The organism is Paenibacillus cymbidii (assembly GCF_004764705.1).
Taxonomy (GTDB): Bacteria; Bacillota; Bacilli; order Paenibacillales; family NBRC-103111; genus Paenibacillus_AN; species Paenibacillus_AN cymbidii.
Genome location: NZ_SHLX01000017.1, coordinates 1 through 13,726, shown reverse-complemented (window position 1 = coordinate 13,726; position 13,726 = coordinate 1). Strand labels below are relative to the sequence as shown.

Genomic DNA, 13,726 nt, shown 5'->3' with positions numbered 1-13,726 from the left:
CCCATGATTTCACTGGCTATTCGTATCATCGTCCGTGGCGACGAAAGAGCAGGATGCCGCATCGGCCTCTCCTTGCGAGACGAACAGAGGACGACCGGGTTGGCCGGTCGTCCTCGTTCGATCTTATGTTACGGTCTGTACTCGAATGCGCCGATATCGTAAGTGCTGTTGTACGGGCGGGAATTCCCGTCATAGTCTGTCGTAATGCCGAGCGAGGATACGTTCGTCCCCTGGTCTTTGGCTGACGTGCTTGAAGATGTCAGGTGATAGTTGTCCGCGGCGGCATTGACGAAGTTGAGGCTGGAAATAGTGGTTGTGACAACATTGAAGCTGTCCGCCAGCATATTCGAACCGTCATGTATCCCCTGGTGAGTCCCCGTTGTCGGGAGAACGACGATATTGTTGCGGAAGGTGCTGCCGACCAGCGCGGTATTGTTGAAATCGATCCCGTCGCCGACACCGCCGCTGTCGAAGCCGGGATAAATAATCGTATTGTTCGCAAAATGAATCGGCGAATCGTCATAGTACGTGTCGGCCGGATTTTTATTGTCACGGTCGTCTCTGCTGTAGATCCCGTCGTCACCCGGCCGAATCAGTATATTATTGTAGAAGTATTCGTCCCCGCGACCCAAATTGCTGATTGCGGATCCGACATTGACGCTGGACGATAAGTTATTTTGAATGAGATTGTTGTAAAAACGTCCTGTCGTACCCGAATTGATTTGCAGTCCGTTGTTTTGCGACGACGTCCCTCTTACCCCGTAGTTGACAATCCTGTTGTTGTATACTTCGACATCGCTTACCGCACCGGCAATCTGGATGCCGTCATAACCTGTATTCTCCGTAATATTGTTGTACACGCGAACGCCGATGAGCGGATGCGGGTATACTCTTGTTTCCGCAACGTGGCTTGCGTCATTATCACAATCCTTCATGGTCCCGTTGTAATTATTGAAACCAAGATAGATTCCCTCGGCGCCTGTATCGTGAATATAGTTGTCATGAAGCAGGGTGTCGTATTGTGTGAAATTACCGTAGTTGTAAGTCATATCGCACGAGGGGTCGCTCTTCAGTAAAAATCCTGCCCACGAGTCGCCAGAGTGATCAGGGTTCGTTCCCTTCGTGCTGGATACCTCGATATGATCTACTTCGTAGTTCGTGCTTCCGCCTCTGATCACAAGCGCCGAGCCTGTTACACCTGCATTCAAATAATGATTCGCAATATTGAAGCCGTAGTTGGCGGTGGAGCCGGTACCGGTCAAACGGAAATACTTGGATGCATCGCCAGTTGTATCATCACTCGTCACATGGATAGCATAACCCGCATCGTTGTTATTGATCGTCACCACGCCATTACCGTTCGTACCCGCACCATTTTTAATGATAACGGGACTTCCCGCTTTCCCTTGAATTCCTTTGAATTCCAGCTTGCCGCGCGTACCGGGATCGATACAAACAACTTCGCCGCCATTTTTGGACAAGTTCAAATATACCTTCGTGCTGGTGTTGGTACCGGAGCCGCCGAACACTTGCGAAACGGTGTTCGCAATGTTCACCGTACACCCCGACGGCGGCGGCGTCGTATTCGTCGTCGTCGCCGTCTGATTGGCGGATGCCGGCGAGTACAAGCCGTCCGAATCATAGGCGCGAATCGCAAATTTGTAAGTTGTATTCGCCGTCAGATTGCTGACGGTGAAGGAAGTCGATGTGCCGCTCGGCTGCGGACTCGCCGCCGTGGAAGAGCTCCAATTGGCATCCGTCACGTTGTTCCCGTCGGTACGATAACGAATTTCATAGTGATCGGTCGGCAAACCGGGATTGGTTGGTGCGGTCCAAGTGAAGGCCACCGTTGTGTTCGTTACCGCGCCCTTCGTGAATCCGGTGATTTGCGACGGGGCGGTGTTGGTTCCCGTGGTTGTCGCGGTGACATTCGTTGCCGCCGTGGTCGACAAGTTGCCCGCCGCATCCTTCGCGCGAACCGAGAATCGATATGTCGTGTTCGACGACAAATTGCTTACGGTAAACGATTCCGTTTGACCGGCGGGCTTCGGCGTCCCCGTTGGCTGTGGACTGGCGAGTGTGGCCGAGCTCCAGTTGCCGCTCGTAATCGCGGTCGAATCGGTGCGATAAACCACTTCATACCCGGTAACGCCAATGTTGTCGCTGGGCGCGGTCCAGGAAAGCGCTACCGCAGAGCTCGTCGTTGCACCTGCTGAGAGGCCGGTGACCGTCCCCGGCGGAGTCGTATCCGTTCCCGACGTCGTCACTTCAAGCGTTGGCCGCCAGGTTGAAGTGGTCGAATCGGACGAGTGGAAATGAACGTCGCTGACGCCATTTGTCCCTTTGATCACAACAACGTAGCTGCCGTTTCCGGTAATCAGGCTGCTGAGATCGAACGTGGCCCACGTATGGTAGCCATAGGTGGGGTATGGACTCGTTTCCGAATAGAGCAATGTGCCGGTCGGCAGCGGGCTTAACGAACTGCCGGTTGCGCCGTAAACGCGGAAAGCCGGATCCCCCGAGTTTTCGACGAACAATTTCAAATTGGCCGCCGTTACAGTCCCGGTTACGCCGGTAACGTTGAACCGGAGATAGCTGACTATCGTATTGCTGTCTACTTCGCTTCCTCCCGAAGCTTTCAGTTGTCTGACTTTCAACAGACCGTCCTCTTGCTTCACGCCGCCGTCCATATAGAAGTCTTCCGCTGCGCCAAAGGACAGCGTAGCGGCGCTGGCCGAACGGTTCGCCACGAACAGACCGCCAAACAGGGTGACGGTCGCCAGCAGGAAAGCCATCGCCATGGAAAGGTGTTTCTTCATCATCCTTAATTCCTCCTTTTATTGGTTATATTGCCATTGATGGGCGCACTTCATCGGCTGCCCTCCTCCTTTCCCCCTTATTCAAGCACCCGGCAAGCCGGGGAATGTATGTTCACCGACGGCAAAACAGGCCCCGCCCCCGGCGACTGAAGCAAGAAAGGCACGGGGAGCAGATGCTATTCCGGTGTCGATTCTAAGCTGCGGTTGCGCGGGAGGCGGAGCCTGTTCGCGTGATCGGTTGCTTGTTAATGGTTCATGCGGGGCGGATTACGCCTCGCTGAAGCTCAGGTGCTCCGTTGTGCTGTGAACCAGTCGCCAACTGCCGTCTTGCTGGCGGTCCAACTGATTGACGGCGCACATCTTGCGAATGAAGCCGGTAGGCGGGTCGACGAGCGACCGCGCCGTCTGGTGCATCGAAGCGCCGTGGCCGACAATGGCAATGGCGCCGTCGTAATCTTCCACAATGCCGTCGATCGCCGGCTTCACCCGGCTATAGACGTGCACGTTTTCGTCCGGTTCCGGGAAGCCCGGACCGGAGTAGGACCAATAGTGCGGGTTGATGCGCGGGAAAACGGCCGCCGCCTCATCCGGCGCAATGATCGCCGGGAACTCGGGGATCCATGCCGGATTGAGCCACTCGAACAAGCCGTACTCCACATTAATCCGCAAATCCAGCGCTTCGGCGATCGCATGGGCCGTTTGCAGCGTGCGGTAGAACGGCGAGGCAAACAAATGCCGAATGCCCCGCCCCCGCAAATACTGCGCCGTCTCCATCGCCTGCCTCACGCCGGTTTCGGAAATCGGCGAATCGTGCGGGCGAGCAGCCGTCTTGGCCCAGTCCGGCAGCTCCAAATTCAGCCGCATCCCGTGTCGAACCAAATATACGCGGTTTACCATGTTGTCGGATGACTCCCTTGCGTAGGCGGTAATGTTACGGGCTGACGTATTCGTAAGCGCCGATATCGAACGCTTCGCCTTGCGGACGCTCCGTGCCGGCCAGGTCGAACGTCACGCCGGCGGCGCTCAGGTCGCGCCCGGCGTCGATCGCCGGCGAGCCGCCTTGCAGCCGGTAGTCGCCCGATGCCGCGTCAACGAAGCCGATGCCGGTCGTGCCGGTGCTGTAGAAATTGTTTGCTTCCGTCCAGTCGATGCCGCCCTTCTGCAGCTTGACGAATTCGCGAGTCGTATTATCGGGCATGGTCGTGCCGGCATTCGGTTGAATGACGATGTTGTTGTAGAAGGTGTTGCCGTAAGTTTGCAGGTTCCACATCCACATGCCGTGCGAGCCCGGATTGACAATCGTGTTGTTCATGATCCGAACGCCGGCATGATCGAACACCGGATCCGCCTCGTTGCGGCGGTCGTCACTGAAGATGCCGCTGCCGGAGGCATTCACGACGACGTTGTTGAAAATATCGTTGTCGCCCCTACCCAAATTCATGATGCCGTGGCCAAAGCCGTCCTTGACGTAGTTGTTGTACAACAACCCGGTCGTGCCCGGGTTCAGTGAAATGCCCGAGCTTTGGAACTGTACGTTCAGGGTCGAGAAATTGGTGACGATATTGTCGTGAATCGACACGTCCTTGGTGGCGGCGCCTACTTGAATGCCGTCCCATGTCGTTTTATCGACGATGTTGTTGTACACCTGCAGCCCTTCGATAGGATGCGGCCACAGCACGGTCGAAACGTTGTTGCATGTTTTCGTCTCGCCGTTGTTGTAGAACGAACTGCCGATGTAGAAGCCTTCGTTGCCGACGTTATGCACGTAATTGTCGTGAACGCTTGTATTGTACTGGGTAAAATGGCCCCGGTTCGCCGTCAAATCGCAGGTCGTATCGGTTTTGAGCAAAAAACCTACCGAAGCGTTGTCGTACACTTCGATATGGTCGAGCTCATATTCCGTGCTGTAATCCTTGGCATTAACGCCAGTCGCGCCCGATTTCTTCGCGCTGATGCGGATGCCGTACATTTCGTCCGGATCGCCCGACCCGGTTATGCGCACGTTGTTCGAAGTGGACAGCTTCAGCCCGTAATCTTTATCCGTGCTTGTCAAATTGACGACGCCATCGTAGTTGATGACGGTAATCGGCGCTTCCGGCGTGCCGTGGAAATCGCGCAAGCTCAAATTCGTCTGTGTGCCCGACTGCAGACAAACGATTTGGCCGGGTTGCACATCCATATACACAATGCCGGTTACATTCACGCCCGGAACGCCGTAATAGATGATGTTGCCGGTCATCGGAATCGTATGGTCGCAAACGACGGCTCCGGTTGTCGACCCGCCGGCCACATTGGAGAGAGCCGACACATTGCCGCTGTCGTCAATCGTTTTCAGCGCCACATAGTACGTACGCGTGACATCCAGACCGCTCAGCGTCATCGTCTGCACCGTCCCGGCAGCAGCCGGTGCCGGTTCGCCGCTCGCCGGCGTGGCCGAAGCCCAGTTCGCTGCAGTAATCGGCGATTGGCTGTACCGCACATCGTAAGAGGCGGCCGTGCCGATCGTGCCGTCGTCGCCCGGCGCGGTCCAGGTCAGCTGCAGCGAGCCCGCGGCAGCGCCGCTTGCGGCGAGGTCCGCAACAGCCGCCGGCGGCGTAACGTCCGTAGCGGCGGACGCGAGCACCAGCTGCGGCTTGCCGGAGCTGCTCTCCGACGAGTCGAAGCTGCCGTCCTCCTTGCCGTTCGCCCCCTTGACGATGAGCGTATACGTGCCGTTGCCGGTCACATAACCGTTCAAATCGATGGCAATCGTCTCGTTTTTGGCGATCGGCGCGTCATAGGAACCGAGCAGCGTGCCGGCCGCAGGCGCGTTCGTTCCGGAGAGTGAAGACTCCGACCACGCGTTCGACTGCCCGGCGTAAACGCGCAGCCTCGGCGTACCTTTGCCGGTGGCGGTGAGCTGCAGCTTCGCGGAAGCGACCGCTTCGTTTACGCCGCTCACGGTAAATTTCAGGTAGCCGATTTGCTCCTGCTGCGTTTCCTGCACCTTCAGTTCTTTTTTGTCTTCGCCTTTGCCATTTTTCGTATAAGCATCTTCCACTGCGGTGAAAGCGTAAGCCGCCGCATGCGCCGGCCGCTCCTTCACGATCCCGGCGACGATAACAGCCGCCGCCAGCAGTACCGAGCCGATCAGAGAAACGCGTTTGATCCCGAAACCCATCCTCAATTCCCTCCCATTGAATGATGATTGGATTCATGATTGGTCCGGCGGGATGGCGGGGCGCCGCAACAACCGTTGCCCGCTCTTGCGGCGCCTGCCCCGCTCCGTTCGCTTACTTCTTCCGATATTGGTTATACCAGTCGGTTCTTTCCTTGATCAGCTTGTCGCCGTTCTGCTTGCGCCACGTCGCGACGAAATCGTTGAATTTATCGACCGGATCGGCGCCGGTGATGATCTTCGCCGCTTCTTCCTGAAACATCGTGTGCATGTTGAAATCGTTGGCGATCGGCGGCATCCCGACCGCTTCGTTGACGAACCCTTCCTTGCTGACGATGTCAAGCGCTGTCTTGATTTTGCCATAGGCAACAGGATCGGGGTTTTTGGCTTGCACAATCTTGTCGTTGTAGCCGTTCATGGCAAACATATCCGTCAGGAAGGTAACATCCTTCAGCTTCGTCGTGTCGAACACGAGCTTGTCGCCTTCTTTTTTGTACGTCGTGCCTTCGATGCCAAGCGATGCAAAGATTTGGCCTTCATCGCTCAGGAGCCAGTCGAAGTACTTGACAATCGCTTCCGGATTTTTCGCCGATTTGAAGATGATATACGTCTTGGAGACCGGGTTCCATTTCGTGCCGAGCGGGCCGTCATAGCCGGTGCCGCGCGGTGTCGGGATCGCAATGATATCCGGCTTCTGGCCGGTTGCGCCGGCGGTGACGTCAAGCTGCCACTGCCAGGCTTGATCCGGTACATGATCGAATACGCCGACGAGTCCGGATTTGACCTTCTGTTCCCAGATCGCTTTGGTGTTCGTCAGGAATTCGGTATCGAGCAGCTTCTCGGTATACATCGTGCGCAAATATTCAACGCCTTTCAACATATTGGGCGTCAGGTTGGCGAATATGACTTCGTTGTTGAGATACATTTCATGCCACTGCGTGCTTACTCCCCACATGCCGAAAATATTTTCGCCCCACGATATTTTCTCGCGCATCGAGAACGGGATTTCGTCCTTCTTGCCGTTGCCGTTCGGGTCGCCGTCGCGGAAAGCGCGCAGGACGTTCAGCAGTTCGTCCGACGTCTTCGGCACCTGCAGGTTCAGCTTGTCGAGCCAATCCTTGCGGATGAACAGCACATTGCCCGAAGTGGTGTTCGGCTGCGGGATGGCGAGAATTTTGCCGTTCTGGCTTACGGCGTCCCAAGCCTGTTTCGGGATATATTTCTTCAGGTTCGGGCCATACTTGTCGATGAGATCGTTAAGCGGCAGTACCTTGTCGTTCTTGATCAGATCGGCTTCCGGGCCGGAGAAGTTCATGTATACGTCCGGAAAATCGCCGGCGGCGAATTTCAGCTTGAGATTGTCCAGGTACTGCGAGCCGGTGCCGTGCGGCAAAAACGTAAGATTCAGCTTCGTGTTCGTTTTGCCTTCCATGTACTTGACGAACGGATTGTCCTTGGCCGGCGTCTCTTTGCCGAAATCGGATACGTACATCTTGATTTCAGCCGGCGCGCTCGTCGTCGGTTGCGGCGATGCCGAAGCCGAAGCTGCTGCTTGCGTCGGCGATGCCGACGGCGAACTTGACGCCGATTGATTCTCTTTGCCGGATGAACAAGCCGTTGTGGCGATCAAGGATACGACCGCTGCGGCGCCCACCCACTTTTTCACTTGCTGACGATTCATGCGTGTGAAACCTCCCTTTGCCATATATAGATTAAATGCCTTGCGGCATCGCCTCTCATTCTTTGATCGAGCCGAGCAGCGCTCCCTTGATGAAATGTCTCTGGATGAACGGATAAATGAGCAGGATCGGCAGCGTCGATACGATGATGACCGTCATCTGCAGCCCTTGCGGCGATACCTTCATCGTGGCGTCGAGCGCTTCCGGGAAGCTTTCGCTCATGTTGAACTGCGCGATGATATTGTACAAGTAAAGCTGCAGCGGCCGGGCGCTGCGGTTCGTGATATAGAGCAGCGACGAAAAGTAATTGTTCCAGTGGCTGACGGCGTAGAACAGCATCAGCGTCACCACGATCGGCACGGACAGCGGAATCACGATCCGGCCCAAAATGCGGTACTCGCTCATGCCGTCGACGCGCGCCGCCTCCAGCAGTTCTTCCGGCAATGACCGGAAGGAGGTCAGGCAGATCAGCAAATTGAAAGCGCTTAAAGCGAGCGGAACCACCAGCGCCCACAACGTGTTCAGCATGCCGAGCTGTTTGACCAGCAGATAGGTCGGAATGATCGGCGCCTGGAAAATCATCGTGAACACGATCCCGAGCAGAATGAGCCGCTTGCCCTTGAGCTTCGGCCTCGACAGCGGATACGCCGTCAATACGGTAAGCACCATATTGAGCAGCGTTCCCGAAACGACAACGATGACGGTAACGCCGAGCGATCGCCAGAACACGTCGTTCTGCAGCACCAGCACATAATTGTCGACATTGAATTCGACCGGCCACAGCTTGACGCGCCCCTGGATCAACGCATTCGTCGAACTGAACGAGCAGGCTAGAATATACAAAAAGGGTATGATCACCGTCAGGCTGATGACGAGCAGCAGCAGGATATTGAACGTGTCGAACGTTCGTTCCCCCGCCGATCGTTTGATAGGCATAGTTCTTTCCCCCACTCTTCTGACCCCACACAGTGGAGCTTTTGCTTCGATGTTGATTCCAATACTTTGCGGGACCCCTCAGAAAAGCCCTTCGCCGGTAGTTGCCCGGCTGGTGCGGTTGGCCACAAGCAGCAGCAGAAAGCCGATCACCGATTTGAACAGCCCGATCGCGGTCGTGAAGCTGAATTCGCCCCGCGTGATGCCTTGGCGTACGGTATAAGTATCGATCACGTCGCCAACCGAATACGTCATCGGATTCAGGAAGACGTAAATTTGCTCAAAGCCAAGGTCGAGCAGATGGCCGATCTTGAGCAGCAGCAGCAGCATGATGACCGGCAGCAAACCCGGCAGTGTGATATGCAGAAATTGCCTCCATCTTCCTGCGCCGTCCATTTTGGCCGCTTCGTACAGCGATGGACTGATGCTGGCCAGGGCTGCCAGAAATACGATTGCGTTCCAACCCATTTCTTTCCAGATGCCGGATATCGTGATGATGGATCTTGTGTAGTCGGGGTTCTGAAGGAAGATGATCGGATCGTAACCGAGTCCGGAGATTAGCTGGTTGATTAACCCGATTCGCGGAGACAGCAGCATGTAGGCAAGCCCGCCGACAATAACCCAGGACAGGAAATGCGGCACATAAACGATCGTTTGGATGGTACGCTTGAAGACGGCGTGGCGCAGCTCGTTGAGCAGAAGCGCAATGATGATGGGAGCCGGAAAAGCGAACAGCAGCTGATAGAAGCTGATCAGCACCGTATTCACGAGCAACCGCCGGAATTGGGGGAAGGTCAGAAATTCATGAAACCACTGAAGGCCGACCCACCGGCTGTGCAGAAACCCTTGGAAAATGTCGTAGTCCTGGAACGCGATCACGCTGCCGATCAGCGGGACGAACTTGAACAGCAGAAAATACAGGACGCCCGGGATCAGCATGATGTAGAACGCTCGATGACGGCTCCAATAACGCAGTGCCGATTCGTTCGAGCCCATTGGCAATCATCTCGCTTTTTAGATAGAATTTGGCTTACGAAGGTGCGAAAGATGTGCCTTCCGGCACTCTCGGTCCCGCAACGCGAGGGCGTGCCGCAGGTTTTCAGACACGCCCTGGCGGTTACACGCCCGTCATTTCTTTCAGCTTGGCAAAAAACTGCCGTTTCCGTTCCGTGCTTAGTCCCCAGTTGACCGGAGGGTTCTGGAAACCGTCCTCGTAATCGCTGGCGCCGGGGTCGAAATAGCCCCATGAAGCACCGCGCTGGACGGCCAGCAGCATGTGATACGTTTCCTTGTCGAAGTCGAAGTGATCGTCTTCGTTATTGACGATCGGCTGGCCGCGGTAAGCCGCCCGGGAGCGGATCATGTCGATCTGCTGCGGAATCCAGGCCGCCGGCGCCGAGTTGCCGTGAATGAGCAGGAAGTCCGATACCGCCATCACGTTGTCGGTGGGCACTGTGGCGCCGCGGAAGCTGGTGCCGATCAGCAGCGGAAACTGCGGATCGATCGCATGCGCCACAATGCGCGACAGCTCGATCAGCTCGTGAATGCGGCTCGCGCGGATAATGTCGTGCGTGTACATCGGGTAATCGCATTCATTGGCGATTTCCACGAGCACGTTCGTATAACCGCTCTTCACGATCCAGGCCGTGGCGTTCGCCACCGCTTGCTTCACGGCGTATTCGCCGCTCAGCCGGTCGTCCTGACCGAAGTAGAGAAAGCCGAGAATGACGACCAGACCCAGTTCGTCGGCGCGGTCGACGATGCGTGCGAACCGGCTCATATAATCTTCCCGCAGGCTGCCGTCCGTGCGGAAGGCGGAATTGTGCCACGGCTGCATAAGCGAATAGCCTTCCGGGCTGCCTCCTTGCAGGTTGATCGTGAACGCCGCCAAACCGTGCGCCTTCCATATCGGCATCTGTTCGATGAATTCCCGCGTGTTGCGCTCCGCGTCCCAGACGCCCGTATCGGGGTACGCCCAGCGAACGGCGGTGTCTTGGTTCAGATCGTCGAACGCCCCTTGCACCATCCGGCTGTTCATGAGCAGCCCCTCGATGCGGATGCCGTTCCAGTAGCGCCCCTTGTAGGTCAGTTCGCCGTTGACCAGAAACCGGTCGCCTTGAATGCTTACTGCGGTGTTGCGCATGCTTTCCCCTCCGTCGTTTGTCCGAGCCGGACGACCTGCTGCCGTTCGGCAGATTCGTAGCAGGCGTATACGGCGCGAACCGTCTGCAAATATTGTTCCCCCGACGACTCGAACGGCACGCCGTCCCGCAAGCCGTCGATAAAGTGCTGCTGCGCGAAGGTGGCGCCGCCGCCCTTCCAGCCGTCCGGAATGCGGTACTCGTGCGCCGCTTCCGTGCCGCCGCGCGGCGTGTAAAAGATGGCACCGTTTTCATCCAGCCGCAGCTTGCCTTCCGTGCCTTCCACCGTCATGCAGCCGTAAGTGGCGGAACGAACCTGCTCCATGTAGGTCGTGCGGTTCGCATCGTAAATGCCGACCGCGCCGCTGGCGAAATTGACATGCACCACAGCCAAATCTTCCCCGGCAATGACGGGATTGATTTTGCGCGTCTGGCAATATACGCTGTCCAGCTCGCCGAACAGGAAACGAAACGTGTCGAGCCAGTGCACGCCGGTTTCGAACATCAGGAAGCGCGGCATCGTTTTAAAATACGGCTGCACCGGGTAAGGCTCCTCTCCCCAGCCGTCGCCGGGCCGCATGGCGAAGTATACGTGGTATACAATACCGAGCATGCCAAGATCGATCATCCGGCGAATCTCCCGGTACCAGCCTTGCCAGCGCCAGTTCTCGTTGATCATCAGCGGTACGCCCTTGGCCGCGCAGTACGCGACGAGCGCCTGGCTCTCCGCCAGCGTCGGGGCGACCGGCTTCTGGCACAGCACCGGCAAGCCGCGGTCGGCGCCCCGCTTCGCGTACGACAGATGCGAATCCGGCGGCGTGCAAATGTCGAGAAAGTCCGGGCGCAGCGTCCGGACGGCGTCGTCCCAGTCGCCGAAAGCCGGGATGCCGTACCGGTCCGCGAGCAGCGCGGCTTCTTCCTTCGTGCGGCTGAGGATGCCGCCGATCGCGCCGCCGCGGACCGCTTGCCAGGCCTCCATCTGGATGTGGGCGAAGTGCCCCGCTCCGATCAGGAGACCGGTTAACGTTGCTGTTGTCATGGGGCCTCCTCGAAGCGGTTACTGGTCATTTTCAAGGGAATGATCGGCAATCTTCTACTTGTAAATGGTATACGTGCCCGACTGCAGCAGCGGAATGGCCTGCTGGATATGGCTGCGCATCAGCGTCTCCGCCAAATCGCCGTTTTGCGCTTCGAGCGCATCGATGATCGCCATATGCTCGCCGAACGTTTCCTCCGGATCGCGGTACAGCCCTTGCACCTGGCTGGTGGCGATGATTCGCGCGCCGTTCAGCGTGCGGGCGAGCACCGGGTCGCCGGCGGCTTCGACGATCGTGTTGTGAAACTTGACGTCCGCCTTGTAGTACGCGTCGGCCATCTTGTTCTGGAAGCTCTTGTACGCTTGCTGGAACATGGCGCGCAGGTAAGCCAGGTCGGGCGCTTCCAGCTTGCCTGCGGCGAGCCGGCAGGCGAGCCCTTCGAGCACGGCGCGAATCTCGAATACCGACACCATGTCTTTCATCGTGAATTCCTTGACGAACCAGCCGACCGGCGAGCTTTCCAGCAGGCCTTCCTTCTCCAGTTCGCCCAGCGCCTTGCGCAGCGGCGTCCGGCTGACGCCAAGCGTCTGCGACAGCTGGTTCTGCACGATCGCTTCCCCAGGCTTCAACTGCTTGGCGATAATCATTTCCTTGATCTTGCTGTATACGGTGTAATCCAGCGTAGATTTCGATTGCAGCAGCACGGCGTTCGCCCATCCCCTCTAGCGGCTTGCTTGCCTTATCGCTGCCACGATAGCGTCCCCTACCTGAGACGTACCCGATTGCCCGCCGATGTCGCGCGTGCGCACGTCGCCTTGGCGCAGCACGTCGGCGACAGCGCTTTCGATCGCGCGGCCGGCCGCGGCCAGCGCGCTGTCGTGCGGGTGCCGGTCCGCGAGCCACTCCAGCATCATCGCGACGGAAAGCACCGTCGCCAGCGGATTGGCGATATTGCGTCCGGCAATCGTAGGGGCCGTGCCGTGAGAAGGCTGGAACATCGCGTGATGCGCCCCGATGTCCCCGGAAGGCGCAAGCCCGAGTCCGCCGACCGTTGCAGCGGCAAGATCCGACAATATGTCGCCGAACATGTTCTCGGCGACTACAACATCATAATACTGCGGATTCATCACCTGATACAACGTCATGGCATCCACGTAGGCATAATCTTTTGCAATGTCCGGATAGCGGCTGCCGACCTCGTCGAAAATGTGGCGAAAATAAGCATAAGAGCTAAGCACGTTGGACTTGTCGACGCAGGTGACGATCCGGCGGCCGTCGGCCGGCCGGCCGTTTCGTTTTGCCGCCAGCCGGTAAGCGTAGTCGGTAATTTTCTCCGTGCCTGTGCGCGTAAGCACAAGCGTGTCGATCGCGACTTCGCCGCGGATGTTGATCGAGCCGGTGCGGGAAGCGTACAGCCCTTCCGTGTTCTCGCGGACGACCACGTAGTCGATGCCGGCCTCCGTATTCCGCAGCGAGCTGGTTACGCCTTCATAAAGCTTGATCGGCCTGACGCCCGCGTAAAGATCGAGCTCGAAGCGCAGCCGGAAAATGACGTCTCCGTTCACCTCGCGCCCGTCCGGGTGCCTGACTTCGGGCAAGCCGATCGCCCCCATCAGAATGGCATCGGCGGCCTTGCAGTGGGCGAACGCGTCTTCCGGCATTGCGGTGCCGGTCCGCAAGTAGCGTCCCGCACCCGCGTCGAACGATTCCAGTTCGAACGCGGCACCGTACAACTCGCCCGCCTCCTGCAGCACGCGCAGCGCGGTTTCCGTCACTTCAATGCCGATGCCGTCTCCCGGCAGCACGGCGATGTGGTAAGCTTTCATGGTTGAATCTCCTTGTATGCTAAGAGCAGCTACCGATTGGTGGTTGCTCTTGAATATTTTTTTAGACTCTTTAAGACAGTGATCTTTGAAAAATGAATCGAAAGTGTTTCCCGGCTTGCGGACGTAGCCCAAGC

The 13,726-nt window shown here is 57.5% G+C and carries 10 protein-coding genes; all 10 read right to left on the bottom strand.

Features of this window, described 5'->3' with window-relative positions:
* Positions 1-128: 128 nt before the first annotated feature.
* Positions 129-2,822 (bottom strand): fibronectin type III domain-containing protein, encoded by a 2,694-nt coding sequence (locus EXY20_RS22175; protein ID WP_135554305.1) that lies wholly within the window; start codon positions 2,820-2,822, stop codon positions 129-131.
* Positions 2,823-3,086: 264 nt separating this feature from the next.
* Positions 3,087-3,716, bottom strand: a complete 630-nt coding sequence (locus EXY20_RS22170) for a histidine phosphatase family protein (protein ID WP_135554304.1) — start codon at positions 3,714-3,716, stop codon at positions 3,087-3,089.
* Between the two features lie 34 nt (positions 3,717-3,750).
* Positions 3,751-5,979: a right-handed parallel beta-helix repeat-containing protein gene (locus EXY20_RS22165; RefSeq protein ID WP_135554303.1), complete on the bottom strand. Its 2,229-nt coding sequence runs from the start codon at positions 5,977-5,979 to the stop codon at positions 3,751-3,753.
* 112 nt (positions 5,980-6,091) lie between these two features.
* A complete protein-coding gene (locus EXY20_RS22160) occupies positions 6,092-7,657 on the bottom strand; it encodes an extracellular solute-binding protein (RefSeq protein WP_167859427.1) in 1,566 nt (521 codons plus the stop codon).
* Between the two features lie 55 nt (positions 7,658-7,712).
* Positions 7,713-8,591, bottom strand: coding sequence for a carbohydrate ABC transporter permease (locus tag EXY20_RS22155; RefSeq protein ID WP_135554301.1), 879 nt, complete (start codon positions 8,589-8,591; stop codon positions 7,713-7,715).
* Between the two features lie 78 nt (positions 8,592-8,669).
* Positions 8,670-9,584, bottom strand: a complete 915-nt coding sequence (locus tag EXY20_RS22150; RefSeq protein WP_235886143.1) for an ABC transporter permease — start codon at positions 9,582-9,584, stop codon at positions 8,670-8,672.
* Positions 9,585-9,705: 121 nt separating this feature from the next.
* Positions 9,706-10,731: a hypothetical protein gene (locus tag EXY20_RS22145; RefSeq protein WP_135554300.1), complete on the bottom strand. Its 1,026-nt coding sequence runs from the start codon at positions 10,729-10,731 to the stop codon at positions 9,706-9,708.
* Positions 10,713-11,768: a Gfo/Idh/MocA family protein gene (locus EXY20_RS22140; protein ID WP_135554299.1), complete on the bottom strand. Its 1,056-nt coding sequence runs from the start codon at positions 11,766-11,768 to the stop codon at positions 10,713-10,715. Before EXY20_RS22140 ends, EXY20_RS22145 begins: the two co-directional genes overlap by 19 nt.
* A 54-nt stretch (positions 11,769-11,822) precedes the next feature.
* On the bottom strand, positions 11,823-12,470 hold the full coding sequence (locus EXY20_RS22135; RefSeq protein ID WP_135554298.1) for a GntR family transcriptional regulator: 648 nt from the start codon (positions 12,468-12,470) through the stop codon (positions 11,823-11,825).
* Between the two features lie 18 nt (positions 12,471-12,488).
* On the bottom strand, positions 12,489-13,592 hold the full coding sequence (locus tag EXY20_RS22130) for an isocitrate/isopropylmalate dehydrogenase family protein (protein ID WP_135554297.1): 1,104 nt from the start codon (positions 13,590-13,592) through the stop codon (positions 12,489-12,491).
* Positions 13,593-13,726: the final 134 nt, after the last annotated feature.

Coding starts and splice junctions, on each gene's coding strand:
- EXY20_RS22175 (WP_135554305.1), bottom strand. CDS start 2,822: ATGATGAAGAAACACCTTTCCATGGCGATGGCTTTCCTGCTGGCGACC.
- EXY20_RS22170 (WP_135554304.1), bottom strand. CDS start 3,716: ATGGTAAACCGCGTATATTTGGTTCGACACGGGATGCGGCTGAATTTG.
- EXY20_RS22165 (WP_135554303.1), bottom strand. CDS start 5,979: ATGGGTTTCGGGATCAAACGCGTTTCTCTGATCGGCTCGGTACTGCTG.
- EXY20_RS22160 (WP_167859427.1), bottom strand. CDS start 7,657: ATGAATCGTCAGCAAGTGAAAAAGTGGGTGGGCGCCGCAGCGGTCGTA.
- EXY20_RS22155 (WP_135554301.1), bottom strand. CDS start 8,591: ATGCCTATCAAACGATCGGCGGGGGAACGAACGTTCGACACGTTCAAT.
- EXY20_RS22150 (WP_235886143.1), bottom strand. CDS start 9,584: ATGGGCTCGAACGAATCGGCACTGCGTTATTGGAGCCGTCATCGAGCG.
- EXY20_RS22145 (WP_135554300.1), bottom strand. CDS start 10,731: ATGCGCAACACCGCAGTAAGCATTCAAGGCGACCGGTTTCTGGTCAAC.
- EXY20_RS22140 (WP_135554299.1), bottom strand. CDS start 11,768: ATGACAACAGCAACGTTAACCGGTCTCCTGATCGGAGCGGGGCACTTC.
- EXY20_RS22130 (WP_135554297.1), bottom strand. CDS start 13,592: ATGAAAGCTTACCACATCGCCGTGCTGCCGGGAGACGGCATCGGCATT.